Raw genomic sequence first — 14,530 nt, forward strand, 5'->3', positions numbered from 1 at the left:
ATATGAGTCCGGGGATTGCATTGTTGGCGTACTGCCTCGAAGTTGCCGCTTGGTCTGATAAAACTTTGATTTGTCCGGGTCATTTCTCCTCCTTTTCTTTTAAGAAAAAGCAGAATAAATAATGATCCTTAGCAGTCTAACAGTCAATAAATTTTGTTACGTATAGGTACGTGAAAGAGGAATTGTCCAGGAATGGGCAGTGGCAAGTACTTCTTTATGTAATTCCTGCCTTTAGGAAACAGCGCAGTTGCGCTTCTCGCGGGTGTTAAAAAGAGTTATTCCGATAAGAACTTAACAACCGCATTTTTTAGGTAATTCCAATTCTAAATAAAGACACTATCATCGTTGGCTTCGTCATCATATCCTCGATGTACTGCTATCGTACGCCTGCGTCTCCTCTTTCTTTCCGCCTTGATTGCCCCGCGGGTTGCTACGGGGTAAGTCATTGCATCCTTGATTTAGAATTGGAATAATCCTTGCTCTTAAGGATTTTCTCTAATCTTCTCATCAGGTCAACCGCAAACTTTGGGGTAAGGTTTTGCAGCTATATTAGCCGAAAACACCCTGTTACACCTGCGGAACAGGCTTTTTATCTGTTTGTTTAACCGATACAATCTCCGGGGCTGTTTCAATCTGCTTTTCTATGAATGAGACTAAGACCCGCAGTTCATCAAGGAATGTCTGAATATCTGATTTCGCATACATCCCGGTCTTTTTCTCAAAGTATGATTTTGCATTTTGTAAGACAGCAACTTTCTTTTTAATAGGCATAGGTTTAGATGTTGATTTCGGTTTGGCTTTTTTGTATGCGGTAAGCATTTTCTCTAATTTAACATTGGTTACAGGTATCTCCATTATTTCATCAAATATGGTAAAAAAGTCAGGACTTCCAAGGTTAGCGGCAAAGAGATATCCCTGTGAAACAGGGAGTTTTCCACTGGAAATTACGTCCTGAATTTTAGGAACCAGTTTTAGAAGTGATATCGTGCGGAACAAGGTAGGATAATACTTCCCGGAGATTTGAGCAACTGTATTCACTGTGAATACAACATCCTCAGGTAGGTCGTCAGGTCTAAACTGGACTTTCATCAAATCACTCATAACCCCATCCAAATTGTACCCTTTGTCAGGATGTTTTGCCTGAATATATGCAAGTATGCCTTTGGCCTGATCTATGGGATTTAAGTCTTCCCGTTGGAGATTTTCTGTAAGCTGAATGGCCAGGATTTCATCCTTTTGATTAATGGCATTAACTACCCTTGCCGGGATGGATTCAAAACCCCAGGATGAAACAAAACCATACAAGTTTATATGTGCCCATTTAAATCAAAATTGACAAATTACAAATTTGAGCTATACTTCTTAATAAGGTGTTCTTTGACAATTTAGGCGAGGCGAGGACAAGCATGGTACGGAAAGTCGCTTTATACCATCATCGCCTTTGGGCAAAGTAAAAGTACGGTTGTTAGGCCTCCAAAAAACAATTTTGGAGGGATCACATATCGGTTTTAAAGAGAAGAGTCTTTGCCGTATATGTGAATCAAAGCGTGTATCACTTTGGATGCGCTAAAGATGAAGGAATCGAATTTGAAGAAATGACATTATTACCGCGGGGAGAAGCGGACGATAATACATATCTCTGCGATTTCCGTAAAGAACGCATCGAGTATGGTTAAAGCATTGAATCAAGCAAAACGTTAAATGCCCGGAAGAACACCTTAGGCCCCTCTTCGGAGGGGCTTTTTTATGCACATAATTACATCGTGGCGCACATTCTACTGTGAGAGCAAATAAAACCATTGCCCCATCTTCTGCAAAGTATGCCAGGTTGTGATAGATGTTACCTAAGAATACAGAACAATGACGAACAAGACTCCCTTATAAATAGGCAGGACTTCCTTTCCGTACTCAATGAAAATAAATTTCTGCAAAGAAAATGAAAAAAGCTTGGATAAGATAGAGATTAATCTGTTAAATAGCGTCCATCCGGAAACCCCGGATGTGACACTATCGGTTTCCGAATCGGAAAGGAGGTTTTTTTCGTTCCGGCAAGGAGACCAAGGGATTGCGCGGAGGCGTACAAAATGTACGTCGCACAAGCAAGACCGTAGATTGACGCTGTCGGGGCGGAAAAGGACCCTTTACGGACGGAAACTAAATATAACTTCATTTTTGAACAAATATATATTAAAACAAAACGAACCATGAAAAATAACATTTCAAAATCTTAAGGAGGTTTCACATGCCGATAGAAGGATTTGAGCCATACAGACCGGAAGATGTAGAAAAATACAACAAATTCAGATGGTGGTTGGGTCTTACATGGGGAGACATGTTTGACAAGGCTACAGATATCTATCCTCAAAAAGAATGTCTTGTTGACGATACCTCACGTTTTACCTATGAGCAATTACGTGAAAAGGTCGATCAACTTGCAGTGAGTTTTATGGAACTGGGAATAGCACAACGGGATTTTGTCCTGCTTCAGATTCCAAACTGGAATGAGTATATTATCGCTTTTTACGCACTGCAAAAAATAGGAGTAATAACAGTCCTTCTTATTGCACGCCACGGGCTCGCAGAAATCAAACATGTTTGCAGCCTGACCCGTCCTGTAGCATGGATCGGTCCTGATCAATACAAAAATACCGATTATATGCCTATTTTACAGCAGGTAATCGAGGAAAACAGACAACTCACACATCTCATATCAGTAAGATCACAGGAAGGAAACAAGACATTTATCCCTTTGGAGAAGCTGATAGATGAAGGAAAGCTGACGCCCTCATCCTTTGCCAACCTTGCAGCCAGACGTCCTGACCCTATGGAAGTGTCAATAATACTCCTTACAGGAGGTACGACAGGCTTGCCAAAAGCCGTTCCCAGGACTCACAATGACTACATTGCAAGCGTTGAGTATCATTCAAGGGCCTGGGAGATAACAAGTAATGACGTTGTGCTGACCGCTGCCCCTGTCAGCCATGCTCAAGCTATGCATAACGGCGTAGGAGGAGCCTTTTTCAACTTTGCAAAATACGTGCTCACTGATTCAACAGAGGCTCAGGATATTTGCAGGGTCATAGAACGGGAAAAAGTAACGGCTTTCCCCACTGTACCCGCCCTTGTACAAAGGATGTTGACTCTTGAAAATATTGAACAATATGATATCAGCTCTCTCAATAAAATTTATGCAGGCGGCGCACCAAGCACTCCTGAAATGGTTAAGAACATTTATGATAAGCTCGGCTGCAAATTCGTTAACGCCTTCGGTTCAGCTGAAGGCTCAGGCGCTATGACACGTCTTGACGCAGACATAGAGACAATTTGTACCACTGTAGGCAAAATAGACTGCCCCTATGCGCAATTTAAAATCACTGACCAGGATGGACAGGAAGTCCCGACTGATCATGAAGGAGAGCTTATCACAAAAGGTCCGAACATTTTTACCGGCTACTTCAAATCTCATGAAGACAACCTGATAACATTTACAAAGGACGGCTTCTTCAAGACCGGGGATCTGGCAAAGATTGACCGGTCCGGCACTATCATGATTACGGGCAGAATTAAAGAAACCATCCTCCGCGGCGGTGAAACAATCAGCGCGGTTGGCATTGAGCGGCTGATCAGCTCACATCCCTATGTTGCCGACGTGGCTGTCATCGGTATGCCTGACAAGGCATTGGGTGAACGGATATGCGCCTACATCCATCTTAAAGAAGAAACAACGCTTTCCTTTGAGGAACTCATTGCCTATTTGAGAAACTCCGGGGCATCAGTTATGCAATTACCTGAACGAATCGAGTTCATTGATAAAATTCCGCTGACCAATGTTGGAAAGGCTGACAAGAAGGTTTTAAAGGAAGACATCAGAAAAAAACTTGGTATGAATGGAGCGTGAAAAAGGCAGATTCTACTTCCAGGCGCACTGCTTATTCTTTTTTCATTCCTTACTGTTTCTGAATTCGGCAGCCATGTTTTCGAGCTCATCCCAGCGGTAGTAGGCTTCATCGAGTTCCTTTTCCAGCACGCCTAAACGGTCGTTAGCCGCATATACCTTGCCCAGATCGCGGCTTGCATAAAATTCAGAAGAATTGAGGGTTTCCATGAGGCCCTTTTTCTCTTCTTCCAGGACTTCTATGATTTGAGGCAACGTTTCAAGTTCCCGGTTCTCTTTAAATGAGAGTTTACCCTTCTCCTTCTGGAGCTTTTCCCTCTTCTGTTTCTGTTCCTTTTGGGTTACAGGCTTCGATTGCTCTGTTGCCACTTTCCCCTGTCTCAGCCAATCATCGTAACCGCCGACATACTCCACTAATCGTCCATCACCCTCAAAGACTATTGTTGATGTAACAACATTGTTGAGAAACTCACGATCGTGACTGACAAGCAGAATAGTACCATTGTATTCAACAAGCCTGTCTTCGAGGAGTTCCAGAGTTTCTGCGTCAAGGTCATTGGTGGGCTCATCAAGCACAAGCACATTCGACGGAATAACAAAAAGTTTCGCCAGAAGCAGGCGGTTGCGCTCACCGCCGGATAGAGAACTGACCGGGGACATGATCCTCTCAGGTGAAAAAAGAAATTCCTGTAAATATCCTATTACATGCCTGCTGGTGTTGCCAATGGTAACCGTATCGTTGCCCCCGCCGATATTATCCTTTAGAGTCTTATTTTCATCAAGCTGCGCGCGGAGCTGATCAAAGTAGGCAACGCTGATATTGGCGCCCAGTCGAACTGCTCCATGTTCAGGCTTGAGTTCACCGAGGAGTATCCTGAGAAGGGTTGTTTTGCCTGAACCATTCGGTCCGATTACACCTACCTTATCACCGCGAATGACAGTAGTGGAAAAATTTTTGACAATCTTTTTTTCATCCCAGGCAAATGAAATTGCCTTTGCACCCACAACTATTTGCCCGCTTCGTTCCGCTTCCTGGATTACAAGCCGGGAGACACCAGTTTGTTCCTGCCTGCAGGAACGCTCCAGACGCATCTGCATCAACGCCCGTACCCTGCCCTCGTTGCGTGTGCGGCGAGCTCTGATTCCTTGCCTTATCCAGGTCTCTTCTTTGGATAATTTCTTATCAAATTCACGCCATTGTTTCTCTTCTGTATCAAGCAATGTCTGTCGTTGTTCAAGGTATGTCCTGTAATTGCAGCTAAAAGATATCAGTTGACCCCTGTCTATTTCCACAATCCGCGTTGCCAGACGCTGGAGAAAGGCCCGGTCATGGGTCACAAACATGAGAGTTTTTTCATAATTCAGCAGGAAGTCCTCAAGCCAGAGAATGGTGTTGATATCAAGGTGGTTTGTAGGCTCATCGAGAAGCAGGAGATCAGGATCATTTACCAGAGCCCTGGCCAGAAAAACCCGGCGCTTCATACCGGCAGACAAAACCCGGAACCGGGCATTTTCATCCAGTTCAGCCCTTTGAATTACCCTTTCAACCTGCTGGTGAAAAGACCAGGCATCAGAAGCCTCTATCCGGTGCTGGACACTTTCGAGTTTTCTCATCAGGTCATTGTTACTGCTTCGGGTAATCTCCAGAGTGAGGTCGTGGTATTCCCTGAGGAGTTCCACATGCTCCTGCCCGCCGGCAGCCACCACATCATAGATTGTTCCCGGCAGGTCATCGGGCACATCCTGTTCCAGCATTGCAGTCTTTACATCACCGCTTCGAATAATCCCGCCTGAATCCGGGGTTATATGACCTGCCAGTATTTTCATAAGAGTGGATTTGCCTGAACCATTGCGGCCCAGCAAACCGATACGCTCGCCGGACTCGATCTGGAGCGTAACGCCTTCCAACAACTGCGGTCCGCCGAAATTCAGTGAAACATCATTAATGAGTAAAAGTGCCATATTATCCGCGCGCCTAAGTATAACCGACAAAGTTGTAATTTACCACTTCTGATCTTCAAAGAATGATTCATTCGATTAACCTGTTAAGCAAGTTGCACTATATGTTTGATATTAATAACTATTTAGATATCATGTACTTGACAAGACCAAATTACATACTATAATTCATATATAACATTATGGGGAATTGCGGTAAATGGCGGCACCGTGTAAAGTACCTATTTAATTAAAGGAGGTAATAAATTGAAAAAACTTACTTTATTATCAATATTTCTTTTATTGGCATTTGCAGGATGTACTGCAGTTCCTGTTGTGGGCCCTGGCGATAAGCCTGATACTATTCCACCAAAGATTCAAATCGGCCGGGACAAGGTCAAAACATGGGATCGTCCTGGTGCGTTCGGCCCCGCTCCTTCTTCACTACAGGCGACCGGCAACAACATATGCGGTGATAAAATGAAAGCCATTGGCTATCATCCTAATGCGCAGGATGAAAACGGGAATTCATTCCTGGGCGGTGGATATCTTTGCGTGCCTAAATAGTTTCATTAAATGAATTAAAGCGGACAGACTCTAATTAAACGGTAAATCGGGTTTGTCCGCATTCTCATTTTTTATTGTTTTCCTCCAACAGGCTTCGCCAACACCACGAAGCCGACTCCGCATATGCCCGGGCAGCATCCCCCGTTTCACAGGTATCTTTGGTAGTTGACCTTACTCCATGTGTAAAAACCGTCAAGTAGAATAAGTTCCATGGCCAAAAACAACAATTTCCATAAACGCCCGATATATTCTAAGGCTCGTAGTAGATGGGTTTAGTCATCTTTTTTACAGAAAATTTATTTAAAATATGATGTCCATCATAGTCAAGGACACGCAGGTCATCGTTTTGCTTAAGATCGTCCATGACGCTGGTATAATGTGTTCCATACTTTTCTTTTAATTCATCTTCGGGGATTTCAAATGCAACGAATTTCTTGATTCCTTTTAAAGATAACTTTTTAACAAACTGTGGGTTGGTAAGAGAATCGTATGATGTGAGGAGTAAAATCGGCCCTGTACCTGAAAAAATAATCGCTGCCTTCATAACACATCCTCCTTTCAACTCGCTGAGAAACGCTTTGAGCATTTCAGCCAGTTGGAATGATACTCGATCAATGCAACACATAAATAAAAACCAGAATTTTTCATATTTCTCCGTTTATCCAATTTCTCTTCAACATATAGTAATTATATAAGATATCACGCATTTGTCAAGGAGCGCCGTGCTGTTTGATGCCTAAGGATGCATTAATAATATAGGAAGAAAGGCAAATGATATAAGGGGTAACCCGGTAAGTTTTTGCCAAAAAATCCTTTACTTTAAGCTAAATAAATTTTACATAAATTGATTAAAAAATTTTGAGGAGTTAAAGATATGGTAAAACCAGCTTCAAGGGTGGAAAAAATCCCCCCCTATCTGTTTGCAAGGATTGATAAAAAGAAGGAAGAGGTACGAAAAAAAGGGATTGATTTAGTAGATTTCGGGATCGGCGATCCTGATATTCCAACACCAAAATACATTATTGATAAGATGGTTGAAGCCACTAACGATCCGAAGAATCATAGATACCCGAGCTATGAGGGCATGCTGGAATACAGAAAGGCCGTTGCCCAGTGGTATAAGAAAAGGTTTAATGTCGAACTAAATCCTGAAAACGAGGTTGTTGCTCTGATAGGTTCAAAAGAAGGCATTGCACATATGCCATGGGCTTACCTTGAAAATGGTGATATTGCTTTAATCCCATCCCCTGGTTATCCTGTCTATAAAATCACAACCCTTCTTGCCGGAGGGACGCCCTATATAATGCCGCTAAAAGAAGAAAACGGCTTCCTACCGGATTATGACAATATACCTGAAGATGTACTTCAAAAAGCAAAGATCATGTTCATAAACTACCCGAATAACCCTACAGGGGCACATGCAGATGACGCATTTTACGAAAAGACAATTGGTATTGCGAAAAAATATAATATTCTGATTTGTCATGACGCTGCATACAGTGAAATAGCCTATGACGGCTACAATCCGAAAAGTATCTTTGAATTTGATAAAGAAAAAACATATTCGGTGGAATTTCATTCACTTTCAAAAACATACTGTATGACAGGCTGGAGAATAGGATTTGCCGTCGGCAATAAAGACGCTATATACAACCTCGGCAAATTAAAAACAAACATAGATTCAGGTGTTTTTCAGGCCATTCAATATGCTGCCATCGAAGCGCTTACAGGAGACCAGAAATCAGTAGAAGAAATTAAAGCTATCTTTCAGAAAAGAAGAGATCTTGTCGTTGAAGGACTAAAATCAGTCGGGATTGATGTAAAAAGCCCTCTGGCAACGTTCTATATTTGGGCAAGAGTACCACGTGGCTATACATCTGAGAGCTTTTGTGAAAAACTTTTAGAAGACGCAGGCATAGTTGTGACTCCCGGCAACGGATTCGGTGATGAAGGCGAAGGTTATTTCAGAATTTCAATCACAATAGGTGAAGATAGAATCCGGGAAGCAATAAAACGTTTAAAATCATTGGAATTATAATGAAATTGCCGCCGGTTTATTCCGGCGGCAATCTATTGCTCATAGCCAAGTACCTTACAATATTTATCGTTAAGATTCCTTGCCGCCTACAACTATTTCCGGTATCCTCAAGGTGGGTTGTGCATCTGATACGGGAACGCCCTGCCCGTCTTTGCCGCAAGTACCTATTCCAAAACCAAGATCGTTTCCTACCCTATCTATTTCCTGAAGCACCTGCAACCCGTTGCCCATCATTGTTGCATTTTTGATCATCTCACCGATTTTGCCTTTTTCAATTTTGTAGCCTTCCTGAATTTCAAAAACAAAATCACCCCTTACCGTATCCACCTGCCCACCGCCCATTTTTACTACATATACCCCGTCATCAACAGATGAGATAATTTGTACAGGATCATCCTTCCCCGATAAAATCATCGTGTTGCTCATTCTCGGGATAGGTTTGAACCTGAAAGATTCCCTTCTCCCGTTTCCGGTCGATTTGCTTCCATATTTCAATGCGTAAAATCTGTCAAAAAGATAATTTTTTAATATCCCGTCCTCAACAAGGATAGTTCTTTCAGAGGCAATCCCATCATCATCATAGGCATAGGTACCCCGCATATTGGGGAGCGTTGCATCATCAACAACACTTATTAACGGCGAGGCTATCTTCTTTCCAAGCATATCCTTATAACAGGAAAGCCCTTCCATGGCAAGGTCAGCTTCGAGGCCATGGCCTATTGCTTCGTGGATCATGGTTCCGCCTGCTTCAGAGGCAAGTACAACAGTTTTTATGCCCATTGGCGCTTCAACAGCATCAAGAAGACCGGACAATCTCTTTACTGTTGTTTTCACAATGTTTTCAATCCTTTCATTTGTAAAAAAATCAAATCCGTAAAAACCACCTATTGAATCATAAGCTGTTTGAACATCACCGTTTTTTTCACCTACAACAAGTATATTCAGAACAACCTGTTGTCTTTCATCTTCAATGTTCCCGCCATCACTGTTATACATATTTATCTGCTGCCTGGTATCTCTGTAGATAACCCTTACCTGTTTTATTCTCTTTTCTTCCGATCTCGCCATTTCATCAATGCGTTTAAGCATATCAAGCTTTTCCCTTAACTCAACATTTCCAGGGCTAACAGTTGGATAAAAAGGGTAGGAAGCCTTAATATAATTACCTTTCTTAATGTTTGCTTCTTGTCTTCCATTTGAAAATTTGCTGAGCCCCTTTGCGATTTCAATAAGTTCCTCTTCTTTAAGCACATTGGTTGAGGCAAAAAAGGTTTTCCAGGGCTTTATTGCGCGTATACCCACACCTTTGTCAACACCCTTTTCAATTTTCTCAAATCTTGAAGATTCGAAATGTAAATGATTATAGCTTCTTTCTTCGATAAATATATCTCCAAAAAGCAGGTCTCCTTCCATGAGTACTTTTAATATCCTGTCAGCATTAAACATCAACGACCTCCTGAAAATAAATCCCGTAATTCGACATGTCTTCTATAATAAATCCTATTTCTTTATCAAAATTGGAGGGATAAATAATCTCAATAAGTCCCGTATTCCCATCCAGGACAGAAAAGATTCCAATATCTTCATAAGATTCCAGAATCGACTTAAAAAATCCTATACCATCCCTGTTCATAATTAATTTTTTTGTTTTTTCCATTTCTTTTTTGTAATATTGTACTCTATCTGTTGTCTTGTTTTTGCATTAAGTTCTTTCCTTAAGCATCTCGATAAAGGCTTCTATTCTTAATTTTGTCCTTGAATCAAGCTTTGCCGGAAGATCACCTTCGATTGTTATAAAAGGAACCCCAAGGGCATCTCTTAAAATTACATCTTCCATAACCCTGTAACAAAAAGCTTGAACATAATGTATGATTCCTTTGATTTTACGTCTTTTTATTTCTTTTTTAATATCTTCAATCCTGAAAAAAATCCCATAAGGATATGTATAAAGTCTATATCTTTCTACTATATCCGCATCCTTTGAAAAATATGGCAATGAAAACTGTCTCTGGGTTTCATTCAAAACTATATGTACACCATTTTCCTCAACAAAATCATGCAGATCAAGAAATATAGGTGGAACACCAATATATCCGATACTCATTGCATCATTTTTTTTCCTTGTCTTTGCATTTTCTATAAACGCTCTGGCCATATCGTTGTATTGATTGTAATCCCCAAGCATATCGGAAGCCCTTACAAGCCAAAGATGGTTCTCATAACCTGTCACCACTTTTTCCTGCCAGGTCATCTTGTCTATCTCTTCAAGATTCAACCTTATCTGTCTTATCCCCTTCTCAATGCGGACAAGCTCTTTTTTTTCAACAGATAGCTCATGTTTAAGCTTCTCAATCTCTCTCTTAAGGGCTTTTCCATCTCTGTCATAGGGGTAAGAAAAAGGTATCACCTTTATTCCCTTATATGTCAATATTTCGGCAAGCGCCTGTGTATTACTGCAATCACCTTCCATTACAGTTATTACGGTTTCAATGCCTTCCTCCATAATCACGCCATAGATTCCTTTTATCCAGTTGCACATGCTTTTAGGAAACCCGTCTTTCTCGGCCCTTTCGATGTAATATATGGGGTTTTCACCTGTTATAAAAACATTATTAAGGTCGCAAGGAATAAATCCTCCTGCAAAAATAATTTCAACAGGAATTGTGGTGGTAAAGCCGATTGTGTTTTTTTTTGTCATTTTTGGCCTGTTTAATAATTTGAAGATATCTTATTCAGAAGAACTGTGCACATAAGGAGGTTGCGCAATACTTATCTTTTGCCGCGAACAAAAATGCACGCAATATATAAAGCAGCTGCCAACAGTATAAATGTAAAAGATTTGTAATTAATATGTAAATTCATGCTTTTTAAAGTATGCAGAAAACAAATAAAAAAGGCGGTAGCCCAAAACCTCATAAGCCTCGACACCTCATTTCGGCTGATACGTCTTTTAGAAAAACCTGAAAAAATGCCTTGCATATAATTTGTGAAGTAGGAATCCGGGAATACCTGTGGAACATCAAGCATGTATTCTATATAGGGTTCATTATGTGTTGCAGCAAGAAATTTTTCTTCTTTTCTCAAAGTTGGTCCATAAACCCAGAAAAAAAGAAAGGGGTATATTAGTACTAAAAAAGGATTGCCGCTTAAAAGACAAAAACTGACATCAATCAAATAATTACCCATATAATATGGGTGTCTCACTACCCCGTAAATCCCGTTATTACAAATTACAACATTTCGTATAAGCACTCCTTTAGTGATGAAATGAACTATACATCCTGCTCCAAGCAAAATAAATGCCACTATTATTTCGATAGTACTGACATTAAAAAAGACTACGGATATATAAGATAAGATTCTGATCAGATTTCTCAGATTGGCCCTGGTAATCTGATAATTTTTTTCGTTTGCCATTATTTTGTGTGAGCGTAAAATATTTATGTATCTCTTGTCAAACGTTTTCAGATTTAATATTTTTGCTTGACATACAAATCCCTTATGTTGCTATATTTTCACAATTGAAGGTGAATATAATTAATCCCGACATATTCAGCAAAAAAAGGCTTAACAATATATGGATACAAGCAATAGTTCTTATTTTGTTAAGCACCATCTTATTTTTTACAGGGCTCTCAATAAGATCTTTGTGGGGATCTGAAGGCCGATGGGCAGAGATTGTCAGGGAAATGATTGCGTCAGGGAACTATTTTTTACCCACAATCAACGGAAACGTGTATTTTGATAAGCCTTTATTGAGCTACTGGATAATATTACCATTTTCATTTAAAGGGGTTGTAACTGAGCTATCAGCAAGAATACCAAGTGCAATTTCAGGGACAGGGGTTATTCTATTAACTTTTTTAATAGGCCGCCGGCTTTTTAATAACAGGACCGGTATGGTATCAGCCATGCTTTTATCGACTTCCGTCATGTTTGTCTTGTGGGCCAGAACTGCATCTGCCGAAATGCTGAATCTTTTCATGATATGGTTGGCATTTTTTATTTTTCTAATAGACAGTTATGACGGCAGCCTGATATACATAGCTTTGCTTTACATTGTCGGCGCCATTGCTGCATTTTGCAAAGGACCTGTTGCACCTGCTGTGATTTTCATTTCAATCGGGTTTTACAGTACAGTTGAGCTGTTGATAAATCTAAGAAAAAAAGGGTTTACGCGCATCGCCTTTAAGGAAGACTTTTCTTTCGAATTCTACTGGATATTTTCCTGGAAGGGTTTTTTGGGACTGTTTGCAGGTCTGGTCTTTTTTACAGGGCTCCTTCTGTCCCCGGTTCTTTCAAGCCACTCCTGGCAGTCAGTAGAACTCATGTGGAGAGAAAATGTTCTGCGATTTTTTCGTCCTTTCGATCATATTGAACCTTTTTATACATATCTTAAATACATACCGCTTTTTTCCGCACCATGGACATTGCTTCTTTTAGCATCTATTTTTGAAATAAATAACTGGGAGCATAACCGGTTTTCCCGATGGATTACAATGATAGCAGTTGCAATATTTATATTCTTTACATGCTCAGGTTCACGGAGAAGCTACTACATACTGCCTATTTTACCGGCATTGGCCATAATAACCGGCAAGGCAATAACTGATTGGTTTAATATGACAGATCCTCTTAAAAAGAAAATATTGCATGCGGCAACATTGATAACTTCAATGTTCCTTGCACTTGCCGGGATCGGACTTCTGTTTGCGTACTTTCGTATCGGAATTCCCCGACATATATCACAACTTCCGATTGGAGCATTCGCTGTTGCCGGCGCAACATCCTCATTTATCATGTTCGCCCGAAAAAAACCTTTTAAAGGTTTCATAATACTGTTTTCACTCATTTTTATTATTGAGTTATGGGTCTTTACAATAGGAATAGCTGCTGCTGAAAGCAAGCGAACATTACGTCCATTTGCCCAAAAAACTGCTGCACGGCTTCAAAATGTGAGCGATAATAAAATTGCAATCTATCAGGTTGGAGATTCTGCGCTTATCTTTTATTTAAAGCGAAACCCATTGATAATTTATAATAATCCCAAAGAAGTCAGTGAGTTTATATACAAAAACCCTGACGGTTTCATAATCGCCAATCTGAGCGCTCTACCAACTTTTCAGCTTGAAAAAATGGATCCTGTAATTATAGAAAAACCAATACCCGATAGAAAAGATGATCCCCTGGCTTTATTTGCAGTCTCAAGGAAATAATCTAATTAGTTTCCATCCGAAAACTCAGGATGAGAGACTATTGGTTTCCGGACAGACACTAATTATCAATATCTTTCAGGAAGTAATACATTTTTTTAAACTGTGATGGTTCAATTTCCTCTGCACGAACATAATAAGGAAAACCCATGAAAGCATACAGGGTCTCTGTTTTCTTTTCTCCATAACGCTTTATAAATGAATTTTTCAATTGTTTTCTTTTATTTTGGAAACAATTCCTTACAAATTCAATCATCTCATCATCATTTTCTTTTTCACTTTCCTTCAATATTATAGAGAGTAAAGCGCTATCCACTTTAGGGGGCGGGACGAACATCCCTGATTTAATTAAGAACAGCATTTTAACGTCAGCAAAAATCTGACAATTTACAGAGGGCGCTCCATAAGTTTTGCAATGAGAATTGCTTACGATCCTCTGTGCTATTTCTTTTTGAACTGTTAAAAAAGCACTATCAACAACCGATCTTTCTCTGAGAATTTTAAATATTATTGGTCCGGTAATTTTATAAGGGATATTCGCCACTATTTTGAGATTTTTCTCTTTCCTGAACTGCGCCAGCGGAATCTTCAGGCAATCACCATAAATTACTTTAACATTACTATATTGTTTCTCAATTAAATCAAGATAACCGGCAAATGATGTATCAAGCTCAATCGTATATAAAAAACCTGATTTTTCTGCAATTTGCGCGGAAAGATCCCCTTGACCTGCACCGATTTCGACAACAATATCCTCTTTAGTAATATTTGCCGAATGAACTATCTTACGGAGGAGGTTTTTATCTTTAATAAGATTTTGTGAAAGGCTTTTTTTCAGCATAATTAACAAACATAATGATTATAAGCTTAGCGCAAATT

11 protein-coding genes are annotated in these 14,530 nt (G+C 40.2%); 4 read left to right on the forward strand and 7 right to left on the reverse strand.

Features of this window, described 5'->3' with window-relative positions; genetic code table 11:
* Window positions 1-567 precede the first annotated feature (567 nt).
* On the reverse strand, window positions 568-1,305 hold the full coding sequence (locus NT010_14880; protein ID MCX5807324.1) for a ParB/RepB/Spo0J family partition protein: 738 nt from the start codon (window positions 1,303-1,305) through the stop codon (window positions 568-570).
* Window positions 1,306-2,242: 937 nt separating this feature from the next.
* On the opposite strand from NT010_14880, the gene NT010_14885 reads away from it, so the two are divergent.
* The gene (locus NT010_14885) at window positions 2,243-3,898 is read left to right on the forward strand and encodes an AMP-binding protein (GenBank protein MCX5807325.1); all 1,656 of its coding nucleotides are present in this window, start codon (window positions 2,243-2,245) and stop codon (window positions 3,896-3,898) included.
* A gap of 42 nt (window positions 3,899-3,940) precedes the next feature.
* Here NT010_14885 and NT010_14890 read toward each other — a convergent pair whose 3' ends face one another.
* On the reverse strand, window positions 3,941-5,857 hold the full coding sequence (locus NT010_14890; protein MCX5807326.1) for an ATP-binding cassette domain-containing protein: 1,917 nt from the start codon (window positions 5,855-5,857) through the stop codon (window positions 3,941-3,943).
* 243 nt (window positions 5,858-6,100) lie between these two features.
* Between NT010_14890 and NT010_14895 the strand changes: the two genes are divergently transcribed.
* On the forward strand, window positions 6,101-6,400 hold the full coding sequence (locus NT010_14895; protein MCX5807327.1) for a hypothetical protein: 300 nt from the start codon (window positions 6,101-6,103) through the stop codon (window positions 6,398-6,400).
* Between the two features lie 250 nt (window positions 6,401-6,650).
* Here the strand turns inward: NT010_14895 and NT010_14900 are convergent, their stop codons facing one another.
* Window positions 6,651-6,944 (reverse strand): hypothetical protein, encoded by a 294-nt coding sequence (locus NT010_14900; protein ID MCX5807328.1) that lies wholly within the window; start codon window positions 6,942-6,944, stop codon window positions 6,651-6,653.
* 330 nt (window positions 6,945-7,274) lie between these two features.
* Between NT010_14900 and NT010_14905 the strand changes: the two genes are divergently transcribed.
* A complete protein-coding gene (locus tag NT010_14905; GenBank protein ID MCX5807329.1) occupies window positions 7,275-8,438 on the forward strand; it encodes an LL-diaminopimelate aminotransferase in 1,164 nt (387 codons plus the stop codon).
* A gap of 69 nt (window positions 8,439-8,507) precedes the next feature.
* On the opposite strand, the gene NT010_14910 is transcribed toward NT010_14905, so the two are convergent.
* The 3 genes from NT010_14910 to NT010_14920 are packed head-to-tail and all read right to left on the reverse strand — an operon-like array spanning window position 8,508 to window position 11,136.
* A complete protein-coding gene (locus NT010_14910; GenBank protein ID MCX5807330.1) occupies window positions 8,508-9,884 on the reverse strand; it encodes a TldD/PmbA family protein in 1,377 nt (458 codons plus the stop codon).
* Window positions 9,877-10,095, reverse strand: a complete 219-nt coding sequence (locus NT010_14915; protein ID MCX5807331.1) for a DUF4911 domain-containing protein — start codon at window positions 10,093-10,095, stop codon at window positions 9,877-9,879. The genes NT010_14910 and NT010_14915 overlap by 8 nt, the downstream gene beginning before the upstream one ends.
* Before the next feature lie 45 nt (window positions 10,096-10,140).
* Window positions 10,141-11,136 (reverse strand): 2-hydroxyacyl-CoA dehydratase, encoded by a 996-nt coding sequence (locus NT010_14920; protein ID MCX5807332.1) that lies wholly within the window; start codon window positions 11,134-11,136, stop codon window positions 10,141-10,143.
* A gap of 949 nt (window positions 11,137-12,085) precedes the next feature.
* On the opposite strand from NT010_14920, the gene NT010_14925 reads away from it, so the two are divergent.
* The gene (locus NT010_14925) at window positions 12,086-13,654 is read left to right on the forward strand and encodes a glycosyltransferase family 39 protein (protein ID MCX5807333.1); all 1,569 of its coding nucleotides are present in this window, start codon (window positions 12,086-12,088) and stop codon (window positions 13,652-13,654) included.
* A 58-nt stretch (window positions 13,655-13,712) separates the two neighbouring features.
* On the opposite strand, the gene rsmA is transcribed toward NT010_14925, so the two are convergent.
* Window positions 13,713-14,492, reverse strand: a complete 780-nt coding sequence (gene rsmA, locus NT010_14930; GenBank protein MCX5807334.1) for a 16S rRNA (adenine(1518)-N(6)/adenine(1519)-N(6))-dimethyltransferase RsmA — start codon at window positions 14,490-14,492, stop codon at window positions 13,713-13,715.
* Window positions 14,493-14,530 lie beyond the last annotated feature (38 nt).

This window comes from Pseudomonadota bacterium, from assembly GCA_026388275.1.
Classification (GTDB): domain Bacteria; phylum Desulfobacterota; class Syntrophorhabdia; order Syntrophorhabdales; family Syntrophorhabdaceae; genus JAPLKB01.

Excerpts from the sequence above, each read along its gene's own strand:
- NT010_14885 (MCX5807325.1), top strand. The coding sequence starts at position 2,243 with ATGCCGATAGAAGGATTTGAGCCATACAGACCGGAAGATGTAGAAAAA.
- NT010_14890 (MCX5807326.1), bottom strand. The coding sequence starts at position 5,857 with ATGGCACTTTTACTCATTAATGATGTTTCACTGAATTTCGGCGGACCG.
- NT010_14900 (MCX5807328.1), bottom strand. The coding sequence starts at position 6,944 with ATGAAGGCAGCGATTATTTTTTCAGGTACAGGGCCGATTTTACTCCTC.
- NT010_14905 (MCX5807329.1), top strand. The coding sequence starts at position 7,275 with ATGGTAAAACCAGCTTCAAGGGTGGAAAAAATCCCCCCCTATCTGTTT.
- NT010_14910 (MCX5807330.1), bottom strand. The coding sequence starts at position 9,884 with ATGTTTAATGCTGACAGGATATTAAAAGTACTCATGGAAGGAGACCTG.
- NT010_14915 (MCX5807331.1), bottom strand. The coding sequence starts at position 10,095 with ATGGAAAAAACAAAAAAATTAATTATGAACAGGGATGGTATAGGATTT.
- NT010_14920 (MCX5807332.1), bottom strand. The coding sequence starts at position 11,136 with ATGACAAAAAAAAACACAATCGGCTTTACCACCACAATTCCTGTTGAA.
- rsmA (MCX5807334.1), bottom strand. The coding sequence starts at position 14,492 with ATGCTGAAAAAAAGCCTTTCACAAAATCTTATTAAAGATAAAAACCTC.